The sequence below is a fragment of the Gracilibacillus xinjiangensis genome (assembly GCF_042651765.1).
GTDB lineage: Bacteria > Bacillota > Bacilli > Bacillales > Amphibacillaceae > Gracilibacillus > Gracilibacillus xinjiangensis.
The window spans coordinates 63812-86307 of record NZ_JBHSDT010000004.1; the positions used below are offsets into that span (position 1 = coordinate 63812).

Here is a 22496-nt window from a genome sequence, read left to right on the forward strand (position 1 = left end):
ATAAGCTGAAAATGTTTTGTTAAGGATTATCTCTAAAAAATCGTAAAGGGTGACCAAATTGGGTTATTATGATGATCATTATCCAAGACAGAAAAGCAGGAAAAGCAACTGGATTATTCCTTTAGTTACTGGTTTGGTACTTGGAGCATTTTTATTTGCTCTTGTATTACCTGCACTTGTAAACAATGGCTTATTACCATATGAAGTAATTGTTGGTGAAAAACAGGCCGTAGAATCAACTGATCAAGGCAGTAATAAAACCACAGATAATGGCATAGAATCAAATGTCCAAAATGTACAAGTTGATATTACCTCAACGATAACGGACATCGTTGCAGATGTATCACCAGCAGTTGTTGGTGTTGTAAACATTCAATCCCAATCTAATTTCTGGGACCAGGAACAATCTGGTGAAACAGGAACAGGCTCTGGCGTTATTTACAAAGTTGATGGGGACAAAGCTTACATTGTGACAAACCACCATGTGATTCAAGGAGCAGATACTGTAGAAATTGTCCTATCTGATGAAGAAAATGTGGAAGCACAGCTGATTGGCAGTGATATGTATACAGATTTAGCTGTAATTGAAATGGATGCCAGTTATGCTAGAAAGAAAATCGAACTAGGGACATCTGAAAATGTCCATGTCGGAGAACCGGCAATTGCGATAGGTAACCCTCTTGGTATGTACTTATCAGGTTCAGTAACCCAAGGTATTATTAGTGGGAAACAGCGTGCCATTCCTCAGGATTTTAATGGAGATGGACGTGCAGATTGGCAGTCAGAAGTTATCCAGACAGATGCAGCAATTAACCCCGGGAATAGCGGTGGAGCCCTTCTGAATATGCAGGGACAATTAATTGGAATTAACTCAATGAAAATCGCCGAATCATCTGTTGAAGGGATTGGCTTTGCGATTCCGATTGATGATGCGATACCAATAATTGAAGAATTAGAGCAAACAGGTGAAGTAACACGGCCATTTTTAGGTATAGAGGCATATTCCCTTAATGATGTGGCTCAAATTGAATGGGAAAGAAGCTTAAATTTACCTGAGGAAGTGGAACAGGGGATCTATATTCGAAGTGTCGAGCCATTGTCACCAGCTGACCAAGGTGGACTGCAGGCATATGATGTGATTACAGAATTAGATGGTGAACCTGTTGGAAATATTATTGATTTAAGAAAGCATTTGTATGATAAGAAAACAGTAGGAGAAGAATTAACCATTGTTTTTTATCGAGATGGGAAAAGAACAGAAACAGCAGTAGAATTAACGACATTGTCGAATTAGTTGAAAAGTGTGGATAAAAGTTATATAGCTTTTATCCACACTTTTTTAATAATTATCCACAAACTGTGGATGGGATGTTATTAGCCGTATATATATTGTATTCGAATTTATGTTCTATACGATATATGTACAAGGAAATGTGGGTATGTGGATAAGTTTGTGGATATATTAACAAAAACGTTATTAAGATGTGAATAATTGATGGAGATAGAGTGCACATGTGGATAAAATATAGGATGTAGTTTGATTCATACATAGGGGGATTGTATCCTTAGATTATTATAAAACTGGGTGGGGTGTTGGGGAGATGTATAAAGAACCGATTTTTTTACAGCCAATTTTTTATGAACGTATCTGGGGCGGGAAAAAGTTACACACAGAATTTCAGTACACCATACCATATGAAAGAACGGGGGAAGCATGGGCAATCTCTGCCCATCCAAATGGATCGAGTAAAATAGTTAATGGTCCCTTGGAAGGGAAAACCTTGTTAGATGCATGGAACAACCATGGAGAGCTCTTTAATAAAGCTCTGGATAACAAGAAGGCCTATCCGTTATTAATTAAAATACTCGATGCAGATGACAATTTATCTGTTCAGGTACATCCAGATGATAAATATGCACAAGAGATAGCAAAAGAAGCATACGGGAAGACAGAGTGCTGGTATGTGCTAAGTGCAGAAGAAGGTGCGGAACTGATTATTGGCCACCATGCAAAAACGAGAGAAGAATTAGAGCTGCTTATTGATCAAGGGAGATGGGACCAATTATTGCGCAAGGTAGGAGTAAAGGCTGGAGACTTTGTATATGTTCCGAGCGGTACGCTTCATGCAATAGGCAAGGGGATCATGATACTTGAAACACAACAAAGTTGCGACATTTCCTATCGTGTGTATGATTATGATCGTACGGACTCCCAAGGCAATACAAGAGAATTACATTTACAACAAGCCAAGGAAGTAACAACAGTTCCACATGAAACAATCCATCTGAAACAAACAAGAGAAGTTTACCGGGGATTAATCAGCAAAAAGTTGGTTGAAGAAGATTATTTTACTGTTTATCACTGGAAACTAGAAGGTTCGGTAGATAAAATAAGAGAAAGCGATTTTCTTCAAGTAAGCCTTATCGGTGGTGAAGCAACATTATCCGTTGATGAGCAAAGCTTTACGAGCAAAAAAGGCGATCATTTTATCATTCCGGCAACAGTTGATCATTACAAATTGGAAGGCAATGGGGAATTTATTGTTTCACATACATAAATTTCATAAGAATAATCGCCCCAATGGTTATGCGGGGCGGTTTTTTTATCCATACTTGAAATTATATAACCAATTTTAATAGTGCGGATGTATGACTTATTGTGTGCAAAAAGTAATGATAGCGCTTTATTATTCGCTATTTATGTGATAGAATAATTAAGGAATAGGAATGTAACCGTCTAGGGCATAACCTAAATCAATGCAGTTACTGCATTGATTTAGGTTTTTTTGTTTTAATGGAAATATTTCCTATTAATTTATACAGAGAGAGGAAGATAAGATTGAAAAAATGGGTAATTTCATTATTGTTACTAGGTTTACTTCTAATGAGTGCATGCAGTAGTAACGATCAATCAGAAAGCAGCAGTAATAACGAGGAATCGGCAACAGATAAAACAAAAAATGAGACCACAGAAACAGAATCTGGAACCCCAAAGGCCCGTACTGTCATCACAACGGACGGTGAGGTAGATGATATGAATTCTGTACTTAGGTATTTGTTGTATGCCAATGAAATGAATTTAGAAGGAATTGTTATTACGAGTTCAATGTATCATTATGCTGGTGATGAAGAGAAAGGGATTGAACCTTACAGGTGGACAGGAACGGACTGGCTATATGAGATGATTGATGCTTATGAAGAAGCATATCCTAATTTAACTCAACATGCAGAAGGTTATCCAGAGCCTGAATATTTGCGGGAAGTAACGAAGATTGGAAACATTACAGATGCCGGTGAAATGGAAGAAGTAACGGAAGGGTCTGAATTTTTAAAAGACCTATTTTTAGATGATGAAGACAGTGATTTGTATGTTCAAACATGGGGAGGTACAAATACTACTGCAAGAGCATTAAAATCGATTCAAGAAGAATTTGAAGGAACAGATGAGTGGGAAGAGATAAAGCAAAAGGTTAGTGATAAGCTGATACTATATATTATTCTGGATCAAGATGAGAGTTATAGTAACTATATTGCAAAAAATTGGCCAAATATTAGAATATTGAATGATCAATCAAATTTCTGGCATTTTGCGTATGCCTGGAAATTCCATACAGATGAAGTGAATAGTAAATTACAGGGTGATTGGAACTATGAGCATATCTTAAATGGACATGGTAGGCTAATGGAAATGTATGCATTAATGGGTGATGGTAAGATGATTGAAGGAGAACTGTTTGAAGAACAACGAGGTACCGAGGAATATTTAGAAAATAACCCACAATATAATCGATATGATTTTATTTCTGAAGGTGATTCTCCATCTTTCTTCTACTTAATTGATAATGGGTTAAGAAGCATGGAAGACCCATCTTATGGTGGATGGGGAGGCCGGTTTGGCAAAGAAAGTGATAAGCTATATCGAAATACTGCCTTAGATTATGACATATATACAGAAAGATATGAATCAGAATATTCTCTAATGCGTTGGTTTGATGATATTCAATCAGACTTTGCTGCACGTGCAGATTGGGTAACAGCGTCTAATTATGAAGATGCTAATCATAACCCTGAGCTAAAAATTGAAGAAGGTTTAGATCTTGAAGTTGAAAAAGGCGAAGAAGTGACCTTGCATGCAAATGGAACAGATCCTGATGGGGATGAATTATCATACAGTTGGTGGAGATATTTTGAAGCAGATACTTATGATGATACAAAGGTGGAACCACTAGCAGTGGAAGAGCAAGTAGAAGGTGGCTTGTTACTTGGATATCACCGTGAATTGGCAGAAGGAGAGAGGACAAATACGATTGAACTTTCCGGAAGTGAAACAGATACGGTAACATTTACCGTTCCGGAAGATGCAAATTCAGGAGATACGATTCATATCATCGCTGAGGTACAAGATGATGGAGAACATGGATTAAAACATTACCAACGCGTTATATTGACAGTACAATAATTGGTCCAAAATAGGCAGTGCAATCACTGCCTGTTTTTTTTGAATTATAAGGTGTATCTATTTCAATTTAATCTTACTTTTTTCATTTAAAAACCCCTCTATCTGCTTGCGATGGTGGTTATCATGCCAGACAAAACTGCAAAAGTAATTAAATATAGAATGAGGATATCCCGAATGTTCATCAATAGTTTCCCCATTCAGTTGAAAAGTTATGAAAAAATTGTCTTGCGGGATTTCTTTTAATAGCTTAACAAGACTTCCCCTAGCTTGAACGTTTTCCTGAAGAATTTGTTGCTGGGAGATACCCGAATTGGCATGTATAGAGGATTTCTGGTTAAGTGTTTCAACATCAATGCTGTGAATGTCTGCATCCTGCGTCATCTTTGGCAGCATCTCGCTCATTATGTATTGATCCCAAAAAGTGATGTGTGTAATTATTTCGGCTGTAGACCATTTTCCTTCCGCAATAGGTTCAAAGAAAAGCTTCTCTTCCATGTGTTGAAGGGACAGAACCCAGTCCTTGAATTGATCTAAGTCTGTAATAAGGTTATTAACAGTGTACATAATCTCTCCTCCTTTAGTATGTATTTCGACCTTAGCTCGGTATTTCCTTTATTTTTCTCCATTAATTTCATAGGCAATTGTCTCGTTTTCTTGATAGGGAATCAGGAAAGCATGCTGGGCAGCTGTATGTAAATCCCTCCATATTCGGTTAAGTTCCGTATGTTGCATGATCATTTCCATTCCCATGTAACGGAATAGATTTTGAGCACATGTTAATACAGTGGATGCAGCCTTTTTACAGACGAGTGAGAAATCCTCTAATGTTTCAGCAGCTAAAGGCTTTCCTTTAAGATGATCCTGCCATACATGGTCTATCATACGATGAAAATGCCTTTCTGCGTTATTCCATCTTTCCATTTCTGTTTTCCATTTCCTCGTAACCAACTGATACTTGTCAAAATCGCCTTGTCCCCAGCGGTGTTTGTTCTTTTCAATATACATCTTTACATGATCGAGAAAGTTTTTCCCTATGCCAAGTACTACGGAAGCAAAGGAAGCTTCCGAAAATGGTACAAACGGAAATTGGTGTACAACTTCTTCAAAGTTATTCATCTTTTCACCAATAGAAAAAGTCCGTTCAGCCGGAACAAATTGATTACTAACTTTAATCGAATGGCTGCTTGTTCCAACTAATCCAAATGCATTCCAATCGTTCATTATCTCCACTTGGTCGGGGTTTAGAATAAAAGAAAGAATCCTTGAATTTCCTTCATTTTCTACGATACAGTTGGCGGTGAAGATCGTTGCATATGGGGAACCACTGCAAAACTTCCATTCCCCGTTCACATGATAGCCGTTCTCCATCTTTACCGCTTTTCCCCCAGGAAATCCGCTGCCTGCTATGACTGCATTTTCCGGAGAGAAGGAATCCTTTGCTACATCTTCTTTAAAACATGGGGAAAACATACCCCCGCCTGCTCCGATTGTAACCGCCCATCCCAAATTACCATCAATGGACGATGTTTCTTGAAAGATCCTTAGCGCATTTGGCAGGTCCATCGCCCTTCCACCAAGTGATTGGGAGATAAATTTAAATAGCTTTTTTTGATAGATAATATCAAGTATGGATGGTGGCAGTATTCTGGTCTGCTCAATTTCGGTCAACTCTTCTTTTATTTGTCTGGATTCTTTATCTGTAAATTCCATCATCTATTACTCCTTTATATGTTAATAATAATAGTTTACCTTAGTCGGAAAGATGGTGGGGAGGGAAGTGACTTAAAAGGATATAGTGAAGAAACACCCCATTAAAATGAGGTGTTTCTTCTACTGAAGGATTTCATTAATTACTTTCTTTTCTTCTTCCGTGAAATCAATCTGATGTAATGCACGCACATTTTCTTCAATTTGACTAGCACGGCTTGCACCGATCAGAGCAGAAACGACAGATTTCTGCTGTAACACCCACACAAGTGCCATCTGTGCAAGAGACTGACCTCGGGATTCAGCTAAATCATTTAAGCTTTTTACTTTCTGTAGTACATTTGAGGAGATATCTTTTTCGTTTAAGAAGGGGATATAATCTTTCGCGGCACGGGACTCCTTTGGAATGCCGTTTAAATATTTATTGGTAAGGAGTCCTTGAGCTAATGGCACAAAAGCAATACAGCCAATACCGTTATCTTCTAATACTTCTGTTAAACCATCCTCGATTTTCCGATTAAGCATGGAATACGCTGCCTGGTGAATAATAAATGGTGTCTTTTGAGCTTGTAAAATCTGGACTGCCTCTTTTGTTTGCTCTGCATCATAATTGGAGATACCTACATATAATGCTTTACCTTGGCGTACAATCTGGTCAAGAGCTGCCATTGTTTCTTCAAGTGGTGTATCAGGATCTGGACGGTGATGATAGAAAATATCCACATAGTCAAGCCCCATTCTTTTCAGGCTTTGATCAAGACTGGCGATTAAATATTTCTTTGAACCCCAATCCCCATATGGTCCATCCCACATTTGAAAACCAGCTTTTGTAGAAATAATCATTTCATCACGGTATGCTGCCATATCTTCCTTTAGTATCCGTCCAAAATTCTTCTCAGCAGACCCTGGTGGTGGGCCGTAGTTATTGGCTAAGTCAAAATGAGTAATTCCTAAATCAAATGCTTTAAATACCATTTCGCGTTGATTTTCAATGGCATCATTGTCACTGAAATTATTCCATAAACCTAATGAGATTGCAGGTAATTGAATTCCTGAATTCCCGCATCGATTGTAGACCATCTCTTTATAACGGCCTGCATTTGCTATGTACGTCATACACATTCCTCCTCTTTAATAGCCTACTTCAACCGCAGCATTTACAATATACATCAGATCATTTTTATCATTTTTATCTTCAAGGAGAATACCTGATGTTGTTGCCATTCCTCCATCCAAGATGTCAACAGTTACGGTACCATAAGGAATTTCCTGCTTTACTTTTTCTATGTCTACTTTGTCTTTATCCATTGGAACAGCTAGACGTACATTGACTTTCATGTTATGTAGATTCTGTCCCGGCAAGTAATCCTTTATTCCTGGCATTGAATTATAGTGTATTGCATTTTCCACTGCGCGCAGGCAAGCTTTGGTTACATCCTGTCCATGCACATCAATTCCTGTACCTGTTTCGACGAAAATAATCTTCTCCATGTAATCGTCTCCATTTCTATTTTATATTCATGTATTGTTAGATTAAGTGATAAATGCAGGAAAATCAAATGAGTCCACTCGTTTCTGCAGCAAGTTTCTGATAGAATAGCAGGAAAACTCAGTACAATTAAAGGAAGCTAACTAGATCTTGTCGAAATTCCCCCATGTTTCCTAATTTATTTCCCAGGAAATAATAAGCTGTCTGGAAATGATGAAATTAAATGGGAAATTGAGTACTTCTGATTATAACAATTCGTTACCACTCATCAGGGTATAGTATGCTACAAGAAAAAAGGATGTGGACACATGTCTAAAATGAAACCTGTTGTCGCCATAGCTGGAGCAAGCGGCTATATTTGCCAAAATTTGCTTTCCAAACTGAGCGGACGCATGAAGATAATTGGACTCTCCAGGAATGGGGATAAACATGAAAATACAGAAGACGTCACCTGGCGCTCCTGTGACCTTTTTTCCTTGAAGGATGCAGAAAAAGGTCTCGAGGGTGCGGACATTGCCGTATATCTGGTGCATTCTATGATGCCATCAGCCAAGCTTACACAGGGAAACTTTTCTGACATGGACGTTATACTTGCTGATAACTTCGCACAGGCAGCTAAAAAGCAGGGTGTTAAGAAAATTATCTATCTCGGAGGCATTGTGCCAAAAGGAGAAGAAAAGCTGTCCGCCCACCTGAAAAGCAGATTGGAAGTGGAACGTATTCTAAGGGCATATGGAACACCAGTGACAGCATTACGGGCCAGATTGATTGTCGGGCCAAAGGGTTCCTCTTTCCCGATTCTCGCAAAGCTTGTCAAACGACTTCCTGTTATGATTTTGCCAAAATGGACAAGAACCAGGACACAGCCGATTTCTTTAAAAGATGTGTTACGATCCTTGGATAAAACTGTGTCAGACGATAAGAGTGTCAATGATTCCTATGATCTCGGCGGCCCGGAAGTTTTAACAAACCGTGAGATGATGGAACAAACCGCAGAAGTATTAGGAAAAAAACGAAAAATGTATAACGTGCCTTTTTTCTCCTTATATTTTTCCCGTCTCTGGTTAAGCCTGATTACACAAACACCAAAGGAAACTGTTTATCCGCTGCTTTACAGCCTGAAGCACCCATTGACAGCAGAAAGAGAAGCAGAAGGAATCAGTAATGGGAAAATCACTTTTAAAGAAGCAGCAAGATATTCCCTGAGAGAAGCAGACAATAATAAACACAAGATATTTAAGAAACCTGAAATCGGGCCACTTAAGCGGGATGTCCGCTCTGTACAGCGAATTCCGCTTCCTGAAGGTTACCGTGCGGGTGAAGTGGCAAGATATTATGTTCAATGGCTGGAAAACTTCCTAAATCCGTGGGTGCGGACAAGTGTTGATGATGAGCTCAACTGTCAGATCGGCTGGATTGGCAGTAAAGCGCCTTTGCTTGAACTTACCTATGCTCCCGACCGCAGTACAGAAGACCGCGCCCTTTATTATATAAGCAGCGGTTTCTTAACGGACACAAGCAAGAATGAAAGAGGACGTTTGGAATTCAGGAAAATCCCGGAAGCAAATGAGCTGATCATCGCCATTCATGATTATCATCCATCTCTGCCGTGGTTTATCTATAAATACACCCAGGCCAATGTCCATTTGTTTGTTATGGCATGTTTCCGCCATCATATGAAGCAGATGGACAAGAAGCAAAAGGAAGAGATGCTGATATGAGACAGAGTGATACTTTCAGGGTATCGCTTTTTTCGCCCGTTTGGAAAGTTTATGTATAGTAGAAATTTTAACATACCAATATAATAGGAGACTATCTGATATCCAGCCCCAGCATGGATGCAAAGTGAATCGCCTGGTCTTGTGACACGATGCAGCCTTTTAAATCCTCCATTTTGACAACAAGCGTTTCAAAGTGAGAAGTACTAATATCAATCCCTTTTAGCTTGGTTGAGTCGAAGCTAGACCCAGTCAGGTTACAGTAAGAATAAATTGTTTTTGCCAGTTTACAATTGAAGAAATCTGCATTCTGGAGATTTGATTCAATGAATTGTGTTCTTTCAAACTTGGAGTCACCGAAATTGCACATGGATAAAACGCAATTTTCAAAAGTTACATTGCCGAATCGCCCCTCAATAAACTGCACCCCTAACAGCTTACAGTTCTTGAATACAACCCGATGGATGCTCGCAGTACTTAAGTCAGCATTGGATAGGTCACAATTCTCAAAAAGTACATCTGTAATATCGATATTCTCGAATGACGTATGTTGAAACGTTGATTGCTTAATTACCATATTATTTAAGTGGACACGATCCAGCACCTCGTTATCAAAAGAGGAACCTTCAATTTCTATGTTACTTAAGTGTGGATCTTCCTCAAAGAGAATGTCCTGGAAGTTTCCCTGTGGTAATTCAGCAGGTATATTTGGTTTAGCTAATTTCATAGTTTTCCCCTTCATTTCTAAATGATATTCCATATTTTTATTACTATCACTAGTATATCATTTCAAGGAAAAATTCGGCATTAGCTGCATTATAATTGTGGTAAACTAGAGAAGATAAAAGAGCAAAGGATGACACTGCAATGAAAATAACCATTGTAACAGTTGGAAAATTAAAAGAGAAATACCTCAAACAAGGTATTCAGGAATATATGAAAAGGCTCAGTACATATGCCAAGGTAGAGATCGCCGAAGTAGCTGATGAAAAGGCACCAGAAAATATGAGTGAAGCAGAAATGATCGAAGTGAAACGAAAAGAGGGTGAGCGTATCCTCTGTCATATCAGCCAGGATACCTATGTTATTACACTTGAGATTAATGGGAAGATGCTAAGCTCTGAGCAGCTAGCAGCAAAGATGGACGAGCTGGCGACTTATGGGAAAAGTAAGATAGCTTTTGTGATTGGAGGGTCTTTGGGGATCAGTGAAGAAGTGCAGAAGCGGAGTGATTTAGCATTGTCTTTTTCAAAGATGACGTTTCCGCATCAGGTGATGAGGTTGATTTTGTTGGAGCAGGTTTATCGGGGGTTTCGGATTAATCGGGGGGAACCGTACATCTTTTAAGGGTAAAATATTAAGCGAATCCATCATTTCGCTCAACATTTTACCATCCTTTTTTTCCAGCATCCAACTCTCCACTGGTTCAATATAATCCATACCAACTGCATCCAATAGCTCCAATGACTGTTCCTCTAAACCTTCCATTGTAAAGTCAAAGTGTAGATTTATCTTCTCTATATGTCTCCCAATCCCTCGAGGTGCCTCTTTACTAATCTGTATATTGTTTATGATTAAGCGAAGTAACGCCTTTTGTCTTTCGGGATCAGCATCTTGCATTACTTTCTCAAAGTTACTTAAAAGGTGATGAAGTGCCTGTGCATCTATAGGCGTTGTATCACATTCTCCTAATTCACTATTTAGTGCTTCAAGCCTGTTTTGAAAATCTTGCTGTTCCTCGGTAAGCCCTTTTAGCTTCGGTTTAAAAATGGCTACTAATGAAGGGTCGTCCATTAATTGCTCCGTTATGTTGTTAATTCGTACTTCTACCTTATTTAGCTTAGATTGAAGCACTTTAATTTCATCATTAATTGGAGTCTTTGCATCACTACGCTGCTCATTGACATTATCAATTATTTTATTTAACACATATGGTTCAGAAACTATCCGTTTTAATTCTTCCATCACCTGCTGCTCCGCATAGTCTGCGCGTATGGAATGTGCACTACATGCTTTGCTACCTTTATTGTGGAATAATCCACATACATAGTAACGATACCTCTTACCTTTTGAGCCTTTCGAGGATGCCGAAACCATTCCATACCCACATTTAGGGCAACGAACTAGCCCATTTAATATGTATGGTTTATTAGATCGTGCAGGTTTTACAGAGCGTTTTTTGCGAATTTGTTGGACTTTTTCCCATTGCTCAGGAGAAATGATTGGTTCGTGTTTGCCATTCGATAAAGTATGATATTCATTTTTCCCCTTACGACGCTTTTCTGCCCAATCCTGATGTTTATTGTATCTTATAACTCCAATATAAATTGGATTGTCTAAAATTGTTTTTATGGTGTTTATAGAAAAGTCATTTCCTCGTTTGGTTTTATAGCCCATAGCATTTATTCGGCTTACAATAGCCTTATAGCCTAAATCTTGTTCCGCATAATCAAAAATCAGACGTATTACATGCGACTCTTCTTCATTAACTACTAAATGTTTATTTACGCTGTCATAACCTAATACTCTACCCCCATTAAATAATCCTTTTTTTGCTCGTTGATTCATCCCCATTTTTAGTCGATCAATGATGGTATTTCGTTCAAATTCTGCAAAGTTACTCATAATTTGAAACATCATTTTCCCTTCAGGAGTAGTAATGTCAAAGTCTTCTTTACAGCTGATCAAACTTATATTTTCTGTTTCGCAACGATCAGCTATTTCCATTGCATCCTTTGACCTCCGTGCTACGCGGTCGAATTTATATACAATAACAACTTTGAATGTTCCAGAGTCTAAATCTCTGAGCAAGCGTTTCATTTCTGGGCGTCCTGATATGTTTTTCCCACTTACGCCTTCATCGATATATTCTTCCACAATTTCCATATTTCTTTGCTTAGCATATTCTTTTATCTCTTCGATCTGCGCTTCAATGCTATGACCTTTTGATGCCTGTTCTTCTGTACTAACACGGGCGTAAATTACTGCTCTATTATTTAAACTCATATTAATTCCTCCCATTCATATCTTTGTCAATAATTTGTGTAATGTCATTGGTGTTAAGTGACTTAATGACCTCCTTGATTATTGATATAACCAAATGAGGCATATTTCATCTTTCTCCATCTTTTCCCTTAAGGTCGTTAAGGCCTTTGATTGCCTCCTCCAATTTTTCCTTTTTGATAAGTGGATACTTATCAGGTTTACTTTCTATCAATCTCAATAGTTCATATGAAAACTCAATGGGTGAAGTTTTTTTAGATTCAAATGATTTTATATCTTGATCAAGTAATTCCATTTCATGTACGAAACGGGATAATGGCTTAGCAAAATCTAAAATTTCAAATGCATTCTCAGTTGTTTTGGAATAAATGATACGCATATTATTATCATGGTAAACTTTAAATAAAATACAACCTAAGTATGCTTCATTATAATCCTCTTCAATAAATGAATTGTTTATTATCGCATTTTCCTTAGAACCAGTAGAACCTATGCTCAATTCTCTGAATCCATTTTCATAATATTCATCACTAAAAGCTTCTAATGGGATGTTAAATTCTATCGAAATTTTTTGCATTACATGATATGAGGGATTCTTTGAGATACCCCTCTCTATTGCTGTTATAGATTGAGGTGATACATTTAAACGTTCTCCTAATGCCTTTGTTGAATAATTTCTCTTCCCATATAATTCTTGCATTTTAGAACGGAAGAAACGTAAACGTTCCCCGAGTGGCCAAACTTTTAAGATTTCAAACTCTATTTGGTTTATTTTGTGCATGTTATCGCTCCTCAAATTTAGAAAGTACTTTACATAAATTATATATGTTGATATTATAAAAATCAATAATATATTTGTTTTTTGAAAAATATTATAAAAAAGAGGTGATTTGACATGAATGAGAAAAATAAAAGAAATGATAATTTATCGATCAGTGAGTGGAAGAAAAATAAGAATGAGAGACAAGATGAATTTGTAATAAAAATAAGTCGAATGTTAAATGAAGTAATAAAGAAAAATTAACATGTAATACGTCAGAACTGGTCTACTCGAATGTACTTTAAGAGGAGGAATGTGGAATGTTTGACACAATAAAACTTGGAATTCCTATAACCCTTTCTTTAAGAGAGATACAAGGGGTTCCTTGGACTAGGGTTAGTACAAAGACTGTTAGGAGAAATGGAGTTGAAGAGCAGACTAATTTTTGTGAGTACCATGATGAATCTTACGTTGGTAATCCGTTTATTAGATACACATATAAAGAGGATGATCCCACAAAAGCGTGGTTTAAAGTAGAAGTATCACTACCAAAGTTGTTGTATGGATCGAATGTTTATGAAATAACTGAGAATGATATAGCGTTCTGCTGGCAATTTATAAAATTTTATCTAAGTAAATTGCTTAAAAAGCATCCTAATAAAATACCACCATCCTATACTTGGATAGTAGAAAAGTTACATATCTCTAAAAACTTTTATGTTGGGCAATATAAGCAAAATTATCTTAGGTGTATTGAGAAGAGCGTGTTACCGCAGCATAAGACAAGCACCTATTGTGAAAGAGGATCAGATAATTTGCAAACAGTTGAATGGATTGGTAGTACACGCAAAGTCAAAATATATGACAAACTTGCTGAAGTATTAGAAAATCGTGGAAAGCATTTACTCGATGATACTAAAAAGGCTGAAGGTATTTTAAGACTTGAAATTGAACTTTCCTATGATGAGATTGTATTAATTAGTCCCTCGAGGACGGTATCAGAGTTATTGAGGGAAGATATAGCAACTCAAAAAATCAATCGAGAACTATATAGATTGGGACTGAGTAAAAATATTAAGTACACTTCAATTGAGGAAGTAATTAATAAAATAGAAAGTGAAAACATAAAAAGGATAAGAAAAACATCATTAATAGCGTTTGTTGTAATCTTAATTACTAAAGGGGAAAGTGGTGCTAAAAAATATTATGCAGCATCTACTTATAAGAAAAACATGTCCTCTTTAAGAAAGATATTGAATATACAAAAGCTAATAATCACTGATATAAAACTTCCACCATTCTCTGTAGAATACGGCATATTTAAAAAAAGGAATATAGCATAATCATTTTATCCTAGAGTAACCACTGTATATATAAAGGATGAACATCTTGATAACAATGATTATATTGACTTTCAGAACAGGGTATACATCATTCTTTTGAATAAGTTATAAACATTTACATCTATAAGTGGTATCTTGGAGAATTGTGTATTAAGATTAAAAACTAGAACTAATACAAAAATGAAGGAATGTTTCAGACAGAATGGTAGTTGTTATATGCATAATATAAATGACTTGGAGGTGTTTTTGTGCAAATTGGAATTATTAGCGTAGGGAAAATCAAAGAAAAGTACCTTAAACAAGGAATAGCTGAATTTGAGAAACGACTTCGACCGTATTGTAATCTGACGATGGATGAAGTGAATGATGAACAAGCACCTGAACAAATGAGTGAAAAGGAATTGGAGCAGGTGAAGATTAAAGAAGGTGAGCGGATCCTCAGTAAGATTAAACCATCACAGTATGTTGTTGCATTGGATATCCAAGGAGATCAATGGTCATCAGAAAAACTAGCTGAAGAGATGGAGAAATTAAGTATTCATGGGAAAAGTCAGATTGTTTTTGTGATAGGTGGATCAAATGGTTTAAGTGATTCTATATTACAACGGTCTGACCAACAATTATCATTCTCAAAGATGACATTCCCACACCAACTAATGAAGCTGATTCTATTAGAGCAAGTATATCGTGCCTTCAGAATTCAGAAAAACGAGCCATATCATAAATGATTTCAATAAATTTGCTCTACAATGTTACAATTAGCAAAAATCTACTGTTATATATAAGGGAACTAGAAAAATATCATTTCTCGGACTTGCTTATAGAATAGACAGGTTTATTGAATCGCTCTACATCAATGTTTATGATTTCTTGAACATGGAACCAAGCGGAATTTGTATAAATACTTCAAAACAAAGCCCATTAATATAATTGTTAAATATTAGGAAGAGTCGGCGATATAAACCGACTCTCAATCTTGCTTTTACAGATATCCTTTTTCCTTTAAGCTTGTAAATCGTTCATGGCCGATAATGATATGATCAAGTACTTCGATCCCAGTGACTTTACCAACTTCAGATAATCTTTTAGTAACATGGATGTCTTCTTGACTAGGTGTTGTCTCACCACTAGGATGATTATGCGCTACAATCGCACTTGCACAGCTACGACGGATCAATGATTTAAAAACTTCCCTTGGATGTACGATCGATGCGTTCAATGATCCAATAAATATCGTCTCACGAAATACCACTTGATTCTTTGTATTGAGCCCAAGAACAACAAAGTGCTCTTGATTTAAATATTGCATCTCACGTAAGTATTCAAATGCATCTTCAGGTGAGCGGATGGTAAAACGATCTTCAACAGGACATGGATTCATACGAGCAAGTTGCAATGCTGCGATGATCTGTGATGCTTTTACTTTGCCGATACCTTTGATCTGTAACAGTTCTTCTTCTGTCACATCCAACAATTCCTGTATAGATGGATAGCGGGTAAATAATTCATTTACTATATAACTGTCTTCTTTCTCACGTGTTGTTGTTGCTAATAATTTTTTGAACGTCATTTTATCGATTGAGTTAGTCATAATTAATTCCTCCAATATTTTAATTTAATAATGAAAAAAGAGAGACGATGATCGCCTCTCTGATTTGAGTCATCCATGTGGATGCGATATACTGTTGTTAAATTGAATTGTTGATGAGTTCATATCTGTTGAGCTCATCTTTTTTTGTGCATAAAAAAACATCGTATTGTTATTGGATATACGATGATTGGATCAAGCATTTATATTATTTTGTGTTTGAATGCCTGCATCTGCATCAAATGCATCTTTCAGTGCTAACAAGTCTTTGATAAAATTAGAAGCCTGCTGTTTGGTTAATTTAGTGCTGTGATTAACATTAAACTTCATCTGCAACATTTCCGTTGCAACATCACTGCGTATCTTCATTTCTTTTGCTAGCTGATGAATCTTTTGCAATTGTCGTTTGGTTACAAATTCATCGTCAGGTTGATGGATTTGTTGTCTTGGGAAATCTTCAATGTCTTGCGTGAAGATACCACTGGATCTTGTTGCAGATAAAACAGCATCAATTAACGCTCGCTTTTTTGCCATCTTCAATACGGTGTTGACGATCGTATACGGATCTTGATGATGGAATGTTGCTTCCTTACTATTACAAGTGCCAAGGCCTTCTGCTTCCGCGATATTGTTGTCCTTTTGTATAAGCGTGACCTTCACCTCATAGGCAAAAATACCATCTTCCCATTTTTCAATGCGACTGATTATGTCCGCAGTTTTTGAGAAGCCGAAGACGTCACATAATTTTTCTGCGCCTGGTTTTAATAATGTTGGTTTTGAAAATCCATCCACTAATCCATAATCTATCCCTTTTACCATAACATCATCTACGAATTTCTGTAGTTCATTGATTCGGCGTTGCGATTCGGTTGATGATACAACGACATTCGGTAATGAGTATGAAGATCCAGCATCAATATTTAAAGGTACGATATTGTATGGTACGTTCATCTTAATCACCTCCTTTCAAGTTTTACAGTTTCTGATTAATGATATCGGCAATTTTGGAGAATCCGTTTGCCGTTTTATGCAACAGCTTTTTTGTTGTCTTATGTCCTAGTTGGTTTCCTTTTGTAAAAGTTTCTGTTGATTTATCTATTGTCTTTATCATGAATTGATGCATACTTTGATTAACTGTTTCTAAGTTCACTGTCATTCTATCTATTAACTTTGCTTCTTCATCTTTATCAGCTTGGAAGGTAGCAGTCGTATGTTGATCATTTTGTTGCTCAACCCCTGTTGTTGTTTCTGTATTTGCATGAAATGTTCTGAAATCATCCATTATAGCTTCCAAACGTTGTCGTTCTTCGATTAATTGTAGTAATGTAATATAATCATTGTTTTGAACAGCTTCTTTTGTTTGAGTACAAACTACATCATATTGTTGTTGAAGATATGAATAAATGATATGGGTATCCTCCATTGTTAATTTTGTTACTGCTGAGTTATCTGATATTGTTTGCTTGTGATTCATTGAAATTCCTCCTCTAAAATAGTTTTTTTGATTACAAGTTTTTAAAATGGTGGTAACCTTTTAACGTTAGTTTTAAAAGAATGCCAGCATCTTTATGATGTGTAGTCAATACCAATCCTTCGTCTTCTAATTGCATCAGGTTAATTCGTTGAATATCATGTTTGTTCAGGTACTTCACAGGAACCCATTTATTAAGTTGCTTTGCTTTGACTAGTATTCTTGCTAATGATGTATCCACTATCATCACCTCCTTTCAAGTGCGTTCCTCTCACCACGCATGTCTTCTCTGTAAATAGAAAAAGACCATCGTTTATCCTCAGAGATAAATAATGGTCATTTAAAAGGGGTGGGGCATGAAACGGCAGGGTACCCCCTTCTATATATTGGTTGTGGTGCCAAGAGAAAATATGTATAATTTTGTCGAAACTATTGTGATTCTCTAGCACTACTAATAGAATAAAAATAGAGTATAAAAATAGTAAGAATATAGGAGTGATTTCTCAATGGAAGTTAAATTATTCCAGAAAACTCAAAGAGATCTAGCTTCGTGTATTAATGAAGTTATTGATAGGTATTGGCAGAATGAAATGGATGAAGATGCGATGATTAGAACTATTAAAAAGTTATATGCTATAAATCAGGCAAAAATGGTGAAAGATGGACAATATACGACAGTTATTCGGCAGCAGTGTGGGAAGAATAGATTAGCAGTTGTAGATACTGTTTTGAATATGAAATAATCTGGATGCCACTCTGTATTTTTACTAATAAACTCAAGGTGTTGATGAATTTGAACTCAGATGTTATGCAAGCTGTCTACAAAGAATTAGATTATATTCACATGAGAAGACATCAGTTAATGTTATTAGTTACAAATAATTTTAAAAAGGATATTAATTTTTTTTCAGATATTTTAGATGTTCCATACGTTAATATTAATTTTGAATTAAGCGAAATGTTAAAAGATCTTCCACTGAAAAGAAGGCCAAGAAAAGTAAATGAGTTACTCAAAAAAATTGTTAGAGAAAAAAATGCCGACACACTTGTTCTAGACCATATTGAAATTTTGTTTGATTCGCAGTTGCAGCAAAATCCTATTTTATTGCTAGAGGATATAAGCAGAAATTTTACGTTGATTGTTGGGTGGAAAGGTCAATACTATAATCGAAAGCTAGTTTATGGTGAACCTGAACATGATGAGTATTTTACTCATGATAATACTGAAGGAATAATTATTGAAATGAAATAGAAGGGGGAAATAACCATGAAATATGGTGATTTAATTCATTTTGAACCGATCGAATCCGTAGTGCAATTGACAGATGCAAACGAAAAAGAAAGTGCATTTAATTTATTGGATACATATGTAATTTCAGAACGTATGGCGGAAATTCTTGATGAACTTGTAATTGAGCAACTTCAATTTAATCGTCCTGCTGATAATAAAGGGATGCTTATTGTGGGGAATTATGGAACGGGTAAATCTCACTTGATGAGTGTAATATCCACAATTGCAGAACTAGATGGCTCTAGCGATAGAATCCAAAATGAAAGGGTTGCTTCAAAAGCTAAAGAGATTGAAGGAAAGTTTAAAGTAATACGAACAGAAATTGGAAGTGTCCAAACATCTTTCCGAGATATTATTTGTGGTGCGATTGAAGACGGTTTGGATGAGTTAGGTGTTTCATATACGTTTCCATCAGCTAGTGAAATTAGAAACAATAAAGATGCATTAATGGAAATGATGGCAGCTTTTCATGAAGAGTATCCTGATCAAGGGTTATTATTAGTTGTTGATGAGTTACTTGACTATTTGCGAGGTAGGAAAGAACAAGAACTATATCTAGACCTTGGATTTCTACGTGAAATCGGTGAAATATGTAGTAAAACAAAATTCAGATTTATTGCCGGTGTCCAAGAAATGCTTTTTGATAATCCTAAGTTCCAGTTTGTTGCTGAACAACTACGTCGAGTTAGGGAAAGATTTGAACAAGTGCGTATAGTTAGAGAAGACATTGCTTATGTAGTCTCACAACGTCTTCTCAAAAAAGATGATAAGCAAAGTGCTTTAATAAGAGAACTTTTACAAAAATACACGAATTTGTATGATCGCCTTGGGGAAGAACTTGAGCAATATGTCAACCTGTTTCCAATCCACCCTTCTTATTTATCGACATTTGAGAAGGTAACCGTTGCCGAAAAGCGTGTCATTCTAAAAACATTGAGTAATGAAATGAAAAAAGTAATGGATCAAGATATTCCTGAAGAACATCCTGGTTTAATCTCATTCGATAGTTACTGGCCGTATATTGAAAACGACCCTTCATTAAAAAGTAATCCTGATATTAAAGAGGTAATGTCCAAGACTAAGATATTACAAGATAAAATCCAAAACGCCTTTACAAAGCCTGTATATAAACCGATGGCACAGCGTATTGTTCAAGCTCTTGCGGTGTTCCGTTTAACTACTGACGATATTTACGCACAGTTAGGATTAACACCTGAAGAATTAAAAGATGATTTATTTTTGCATATTGCACTCTTAGATGACGATGATGCAGCCGATTTCCTTAAAACTACAATTGAATCGGTATTGAGGGAAATTCAAAAAACAGTTAGTTATCAATACATTTCTACAAATGAATCAAATGGACAATACTTTTTAGATATTAAAAAAGATGTTGCTGTGGACGATTTAATTGAGCAAAAAGCTGAAGGACTAGTTGATGATCAATTAGACCGTTATTACTTTGAAGCCTTAAAATTGGCGACTCAAGTGACAGACACAACTGCAGTTACAAACTACAGAATATGGCTTCATGAATTACCATGGAATGATAGAAAAGTAACAAGACAAGGATATATCTTTTTTGGTGCCCCGAATGAGCGTTCAACAGCTCAGCCACCAAGAGATTTCTATATCTATCTGTTACAACCATTTGCTCCACCAAAATTCAAAGATGAGCATAAGTCCGATGAAGTGTTTTTTAAACTCGTCGATAAAGACGATAATTTTATGAGATCATTAAGTTTATATGCTGGTGCTAAAGAAATGGCAACAACAGCTTCAAGTAGTACAAAAAACTTGTATGAATCAAAGGCGGATGGTTACCTTAGAGAATTAGTAAAGTGGCTAAGGGAGAACCTAACAACTGCCTTTGAATTAACCTATAAAGGAAAAACCGACCGGGTAGCTGAATATGGTATGTTCATACCAGTTGGTGCTAGTGTACGCGAAGTAATTGATTCAGTATCATCAGAATGCCTTAGTCAATCATTTGAAGATGTGTATGCAGATTATCCTGCATTTAGTAAATTACAAACACCGATGACCAAGGAAAGTCTGCCAACTTACGTACAAGATGCTCTAAAGAATTTAGCAGGTGCTAATACAAGACAAGGACAAGCAATCCTAAATGGACTAGTATTATTAGATGAACAAGGGAAACTAAATACCCGTCAATCTGGCTATGCGAGCTGGGTAATAGAAAAATTAGATAAAAAAGCACAAGGACAGGTTGTAAACCAATCCGAATTTATTGAGGACATATATACAAGTCAAGGCACGAAAGATATCCAATTAACAAGGAAATTCAAGATGGAGCCCGAATTACTTACGGTTGTTTTAGCTGCACTAGTTAAAAATGGTGATATTGTCATCACAATTGACAGGAAAACCTATGACGCAATGACAATTGAAGAATTGATTAAAGTTCCACAAAGAGAATTTATCGATTTTAGCCATATCAAAAAACCGAGTGGTTTACCTTTACCTGCTATTAGAGCAATATTTAACTTGTTTGGCATTGAAGAATACCTTCTAAATGAACAAAGACTAGATGTTGGAATTGCTCAAATGAATAGTCAAGCACGTAATATTCTAGAAGATACAGTAAAAATGATAAATGATGTTAAAGATGGGTTTCCAATAGGGGAAGGTAAGCTTTTAACGGATTCAGAGATAAATGAATATAGAGAGAAATTAAGTAGCTTTAAACAATTCCTAGAAGGCTTGCAGGTCTACAATACAAAGGCTAAATTACAAAACCTGAAATATTCAGTTGAGGATATTGAAGAACAAGAAAAGTCACATGCTTTGTTAGATGATTTAAAGGTGTTAAAAGAAAAATCTACTGAGTATGGAAAGAAAATCACTTATCTTGCAACGGCACAACATCAATTACCAAGGGACTATGACTGGCATGATGATGTTGAAGGTGCTATTACGGATTTAATTCACGCGTTAAAAGAAGGAGAAAGTGCTCAAAAAGAGTATCAAGCAATAGAAAATTTGAAAAACAACTATATTGATGTTTATATGAAATTGCACAATGAGAATCGATTAAATGCCACAGATGATAACCGGAAAAGTAATCTATTGAATGATAAAAGGCATCAAGCGCTGAAGGACTTATCTGAAATTGAAATTTTACCTTCACAAGTATTACATGATTGGCAAAGTAAAATTAATTCATTTGAGCCATGCTGGAATTTAACGAGGGAAGATCTGGAACAAAATCCCATGTGTCCACATTGCCGTTTCAGACCTAAAGATGAAATGCACAATAATAAAGAAAGCTTAGAAGAATTGGAAGAAGAATTAGGTGAATTATTAAATAGTTGGACAGATTCTTTAGTCACAAACTTAAATGATACTGAAGTGAGAAATAGTATCTCATTATTAAGTAATGCCGAGCAGAAGTTAGTGCAAGAATTACTAGACAAAGGTTCATTTACATTGCCAATCGATGTCCAATTAGTTCAAATAATTAAACGATTATTTCAAGGAATTGAGAAAGTTGAAGTTTCGCTGAATGATTTAAAAGATACATTTGCTAATGGTAGTCCTCTAACTTTAGATGAGGTAAGGGATAGGTTTGAATCAATGTTAAGAAAACAAGTCGGTAATTCACCATCAGACCGTATAAGAATCATGCTAAAACAATAGAAATTGG

22 protein-coding genes are annotated in these 22496 nt (G+C 36.2%); 11 read left to right on the forward strand and 11 right to left on the reverse strand.

Annotation, left to right across the window (positions count from 1 at the left end; genetic code table 11):
* Positions 1–58 precede the first annotated feature (58 nt).
* The 3 genes from ACFOY7_RS04665 to ACFOY7_RS04675 all read left to right on the forward strand — a co-directional run bounded on the left by ACFOY7_RS04665 (position 59) and on the right by ACFOY7_RS04675 (position 4459).
* Positions 59–1294: a S1C family serine protease gene (locus tag ACFOY7_RS04665; protein WP_390249882.1), complete on the forward strand. Its 1236-nt coding sequence runs from the start codon at positions 59–61 to the stop codon at positions 1292–1294.
* 307 nt (positions 1295–1601) lie between these two features.
* Entirely contained in the window at positions 1602–2558 is a 957-nt protein-coding gene (gene manA / locus ACFOY7_RS04670) for a mannose-6-phosphate isomerase, class I (RefSeq protein ID WP_390249884.1), read from the forward strand.
* A 275-nt stretch (positions 2559–2833) separates the two neighbouring features.
* Complete coding sequence (locus ACFOY7_RS04675) at positions 2834–4459, forward strand: DUF1593 domain-containing protein (protein ID WP_390252041.1); 1626 nt, start codon at positions 2834–2836, stop codon at positions 4457–4459.
* A 57-nt stretch (positions 4460–4516) separates the two neighbouring features.
* On the opposite strand, the gene ACFOY7_RS04680 is transcribed toward ACFOY7_RS04675, so the two are convergent.
* The 4 genes from ACFOY7_RS04680 to ACFOY7_RS04695 all read right to left on the reverse strand — a co-directional run bounded on the left by ACFOY7_RS04680 (position 4517) and on the right by ACFOY7_RS04695 (position 7657).
* On the reverse strand, positions 4517–5023 hold the full coding sequence (locus tag ACFOY7_RS04680; RefSeq protein ID WP_390249886.1) for a DinB family protein: 507 nt from the start codon (positions 5021–5023) through the stop codon (positions 4517–4519).
* Positions 5024–5071: 48 nt separating this feature from the next.
* Positions 5072–6169, reverse strand: coding sequence for an acyl-CoA dehydrogenase family protein (locus ACFOY7_RS04685; RefSeq protein WP_390249888.1), 1098 nt, complete (start codon positions 6167–6169; stop codon positions 5072–5074).
* A 120-nt stretch (positions 6170–6289) separates the two neighbouring features.
* The gene (gene mgrA, locus ACFOY7_RS04690; RefSeq protein WP_390249890.1) at positions 6290–7282 is read right to left on the reverse strand and encodes an L-glyceraldehyde 3-phosphate reductase; all 993 of its coding nucleotides are present in this window, start codon (positions 7280–7282) and stop codon (positions 6290–6292) included.
* A gap of 15 nt (positions 7283–7297) precedes the next feature.
* Positions 7298–7657: a Lin0512 family protein gene (locus tag ACFOY7_RS04695; RefSeq protein ID WP_390249892.1), complete on the reverse strand. Its 360-nt coding sequence runs from the start codon at positions 7655–7657 to the stop codon at positions 7298–7300.
* A gap of 315 nt (positions 7658–7972) precedes the next feature.
* Here ACFOY7_RS04695 and ACFOY7_RS04700 point away from each other — a divergent pair, with 315 nt between their 5' ends.
* Positions 7973–9376 (forward strand): NAD(P)H-binding protein, encoded by a 1404-nt coding sequence (locus tag ACFOY7_RS04700; RefSeq protein ID WP_390252042.1) that lies wholly within the window; start codon positions 7973–7975, stop codon positions 9374–9376.
* A 91-nt stretch (positions 9377–9467) separates the two neighbouring features.
* Here ACFOY7_RS04700 and ACFOY7_RS04705 read toward each other — a convergent pair whose 3' ends face one another.
* Positions 9468–10100, reverse strand: a complete 633-nt coding sequence (locus tag ACFOY7_RS04705; protein ID WP_390249895.1) for a pentapeptide repeat-containing protein — start codon at positions 10098–10100, stop codon at positions 9468–9470.
* Between the two features lie 140 nt (positions 10101–10240).
* On the opposite strand from ACFOY7_RS04705, the gene rlmH (ACFOY7_RS04710) reads away from it, so the two are divergent.
* A complete protein-coding gene (rlmH, locus tag ACFOY7_RS04710) occupies positions 10241–10720 on the forward strand; it encodes a 23S rRNA (pseudouridine(1915)-N(3))-methyltransferase RlmH (protein ID WP_390249897.1) in 480 nt (159 codons plus the stop codon).
* Here the strand turns inward: rlmH (ACFOY7_RS04710) and ACFOY7_RS04715 are convergent.
* Both ACFOY7_RS04715 and ACFOY7_RS04720 read right to left on the reverse strand, forming a co-directional pair.
* Positions 10622–12379, reverse strand: a complete 1758-nt coding sequence (locus ACFOY7_RS04715; RefSeq protein WP_390249899.1) for a recombinase family protein — start codon at positions 12377–12379, stop codon at positions 10622–10624. The two genes, rlmH (ACFOY7_RS04710) and ACFOY7_RS04715, sit on opposite strands and share 99 nt — an antisense overlap.
* A gap of 106 nt (positions 12380–12485) precedes the next feature.
* Complete coding sequence (locus tag ACFOY7_RS04720; protein WP_390249901.1) at positions 12486–13157, reverse strand: helix-turn-helix domain-containing protein; 672 nt, start codon at positions 13155–13157, stop codon at positions 12486–12488.
* Between the two features lie 114 nt (positions 13158–13271).
* Here ACFOY7_RS04720 and ACFOY7_RS04725 point away from each other — a divergent pair, with 114 nt between their 5' ends.
* The 3 genes from ACFOY7_RS04725 (at position 13272) to rlmH (ACFOY7_RS04735) (ending at position 15207) form a co-directional block, all read left to right on the forward strand.
* Positions 13272–13400: a hypothetical protein gene (locus ACFOY7_RS04725; RefSeq protein WP_390249903.1), complete on the forward strand. Its 129-nt coding sequence runs from the start codon at positions 13272–13274 to the stop codon at positions 13398–13400.
* Positions 13401–13456: 56 nt separating this feature from the next.
* Positions 13457–14479, forward strand: coding sequence for a hypothetical protein (locus ACFOY7_RS04730; RefSeq protein ID WP_390249905.1), 1023 nt, complete (start codon positions 13457–13459; stop codon positions 14477–14479).
* A 248-nt stretch (positions 14480–14727) separates the two neighbouring features.
* Positions 14728–15207, forward strand: coding sequence for a 23S rRNA (pseudouridine(1915)-N(3))-methyltransferase RlmH (gene rlmH / locus ACFOY7_RS04735; RefSeq protein WP_390249907.1), 480 nt, complete (start codon positions 14728–14730; stop codon positions 15205–15207).
* A gap of 254 nt (positions 15208–15461) precedes the next feature.
* Here the strand turns inward: rlmH (ACFOY7_RS04735) and radC are convergent, their stop codons facing one another.
* The 4 genes from radC to ACFOY7_RS04755 form a co-directional block, all read right to left on the reverse strand.
* A complete protein-coding gene (gene radC, locus ACFOY7_RS04740) occupies positions 15462–16070 on the reverse strand; it encodes a RadC family protein (protein WP_390249909.1) in 609 nt (202 codons plus the stop codon).
* 192 nt (positions 16071–16262) lie between these two features.
* A complete protein-coding gene (locus tag ACFOY7_RS04745) occupies positions 16263–17018 on the reverse strand; it encodes a hypothetical protein (protein WP_390249910.1) in 756 nt (251 codons plus the stop codon).
* A 22-nt stretch (positions 17019–17040) separates the two neighbouring features.
* Positions 17041–17541, reverse strand: a complete 501-nt coding sequence (locus tag ACFOY7_RS04750; protein ID WP_390249912.1) for a hypothetical protein — start codon at positions 17539–17541, stop codon at positions 17041–17043.
* Positions 17542–17572: 31 nt separating this feature from the next.
* The gene (locus tag ACFOY7_RS04755) at positions 17573–17779 is read right to left on the reverse strand and encodes a hypothetical protein (protein ID WP_390249914.1); all 207 of its coding nucleotides are present in this window, start codon (positions 17777–17779) and stop codon (positions 17573–17575) included.
* Between the two features lie 265 nt (positions 17780–18044).
* Here ACFOY7_RS04755 and ACFOY7_RS04760 point away from each other — a divergent pair, with 265 nt between their 5' ends.
* The 3 genes from ACFOY7_RS04760 (at position 18045) to ACFOY7_RS04770 (ending at position 22489) form a co-directional block, all read left to right on the forward strand.
* Positions 18045–18281: a TIGR04540 family protein gene (locus ACFOY7_RS04760; protein ID WP_390249916.1), complete on the forward strand. Its 237-nt coding sequence runs from the start codon at positions 18045–18047 to the stop codon at positions 18279–18281.
* Between the two features lie 65 nt (positions 18282–18346).
* Positions 18347–18790, forward strand: a complete 444-nt coding sequence (gene brxF / locus ACFOY7_RS04765) for a BREX-3 system P-loop-containing protein BrxF (protein WP_390252043.1) — start codon at positions 18347–18349, stop codon at positions 18788–18790.
* A gap of 15 nt (positions 18791–18805) precedes the next feature.
* Complete coding sequence (locus ACFOY7_RS04770; protein ID WP_390249918.1) at positions 18806–22489, forward strand: DUF6079 family protein; 3684 nt, start codon at positions 18806–18808, stop codon at positions 22487–22489.
* Positions 22490–22496 lie beyond the last annotated feature (7 nt).

Coding starts and splice junctions, on each gene's coding strand:
- ACFOY7_RS04770 (WP_390249918.1), top strand. CDS start 18,806: ATGAAATATGGTGATTTAATTCATTTTGAACCGATCGAATCCGTAGTG.
- ACFOY7_RS04715 (WP_390249899.1), bottom strand. CDS start 12,379: ATGAGTTTAAATAATAGAGCAGTAATTTACGCCCGTGTTAGTACAGAA.
- radC (WP_390249909.1), bottom strand. CDS start 16,070: ATGACTAACTCAATCGATAAAATGACGTTCAAAAAATTATTAGCAACA.
- brxF (WP_390252043.1), top strand. CDS start 18,347: ATGCAAGCTGTCTACAAAGAATTAGATTATATTCACATGAGAAGACAT.
- ACFOY7_RS04720 (WP_390249901.1), bottom strand. CDS start 13,157: ATGCACAAAATAAACCAAATAGAGTTTGAAATCTTAAAAGTTTGGCCA.
- ACFOY7_RS04680 (WP_390249886.1), bottom strand. CDS start 5,023: ATGTACACTGTTAATAACCTTATTACAGACTTAGATCAATTCAAGGAC.
- ACFOY7_RS04725 (WP_390249903.1), top strand. CDS start 13,272: ATGAATGAGAAAAATAAAAGAAATGATAATTTATCGATCAGTGAGTGG.
- manA (WP_390249884.1), top strand. CDS start 1,602: ATGTATAAAGAACCGATTTTTTTACAGCCAATTTTTTATGAACGTATC.
- ACFOY7_RS04745 (WP_390249910.1), bottom strand. CDS start 17,018: ATGAACGTACCATACAATATCGTACCTTTAAATATTGATGCTGGATCT.
- ACFOY7_RS04750 (WP_390249912.1), bottom strand. CDS start 17,541: ATGAATCACAAGCAAACAATATCAGATAACTCAGCAGTAACAAAATTA.
- ACFOY7_RS04695 (WP_390249892.1), bottom strand. CDS start 7,657: ATGGAGAAGATTATTTTCGTCGAAACAGGTACAGGAATTGATGTGCAT.
- ACFOY7_RS04705 (WP_390249895.1), bottom strand. CDS start 10,100: ATGAAATTAGCTAAACCAAATATACCTGCTGAATTACCACAGGGAAAC.
- ACFOY7_RS04760 (WP_390249916.1), top strand. CDS start 18,045: ATGGAAGTTAAATTATTCCAGAAAACTCAAAGAGATCTAGCTTCGTGT.
- rlmH (WP_390249897.1), top strand. CDS start 10,241: ATGAAAATAACCATTGTAACAGTTGGAAAATTAAAAGAGAAATACCTC.
- mgrA (WP_390249890.1), bottom strand. CDS start 7,282: ATGACGTACATAGCAAATGCAGGCCGTTATAAAGAGATGGTCTACAAT.
- ACFOY7_RS04685 (WP_390249888.1), bottom strand. CDS start 6,169: ATGGAATTTACAGATAAAGAATCCAGACAAATAAAAGAAGAGTTGACC.
- ACFOY7_RS04730 (WP_390249905.1), top strand. CDS start 13,457: ATGTTTGACACAATAAAACTTGGAATTCCTATAACCCTTTCTTTAAGA.
- ACFOY7_RS04700 (WP_390252042.1), top strand. CDS start 7,973: ATGAAACCTGTTGTCGCCATAGCTGGAGCAAGCGGCTATATTTGCCAA.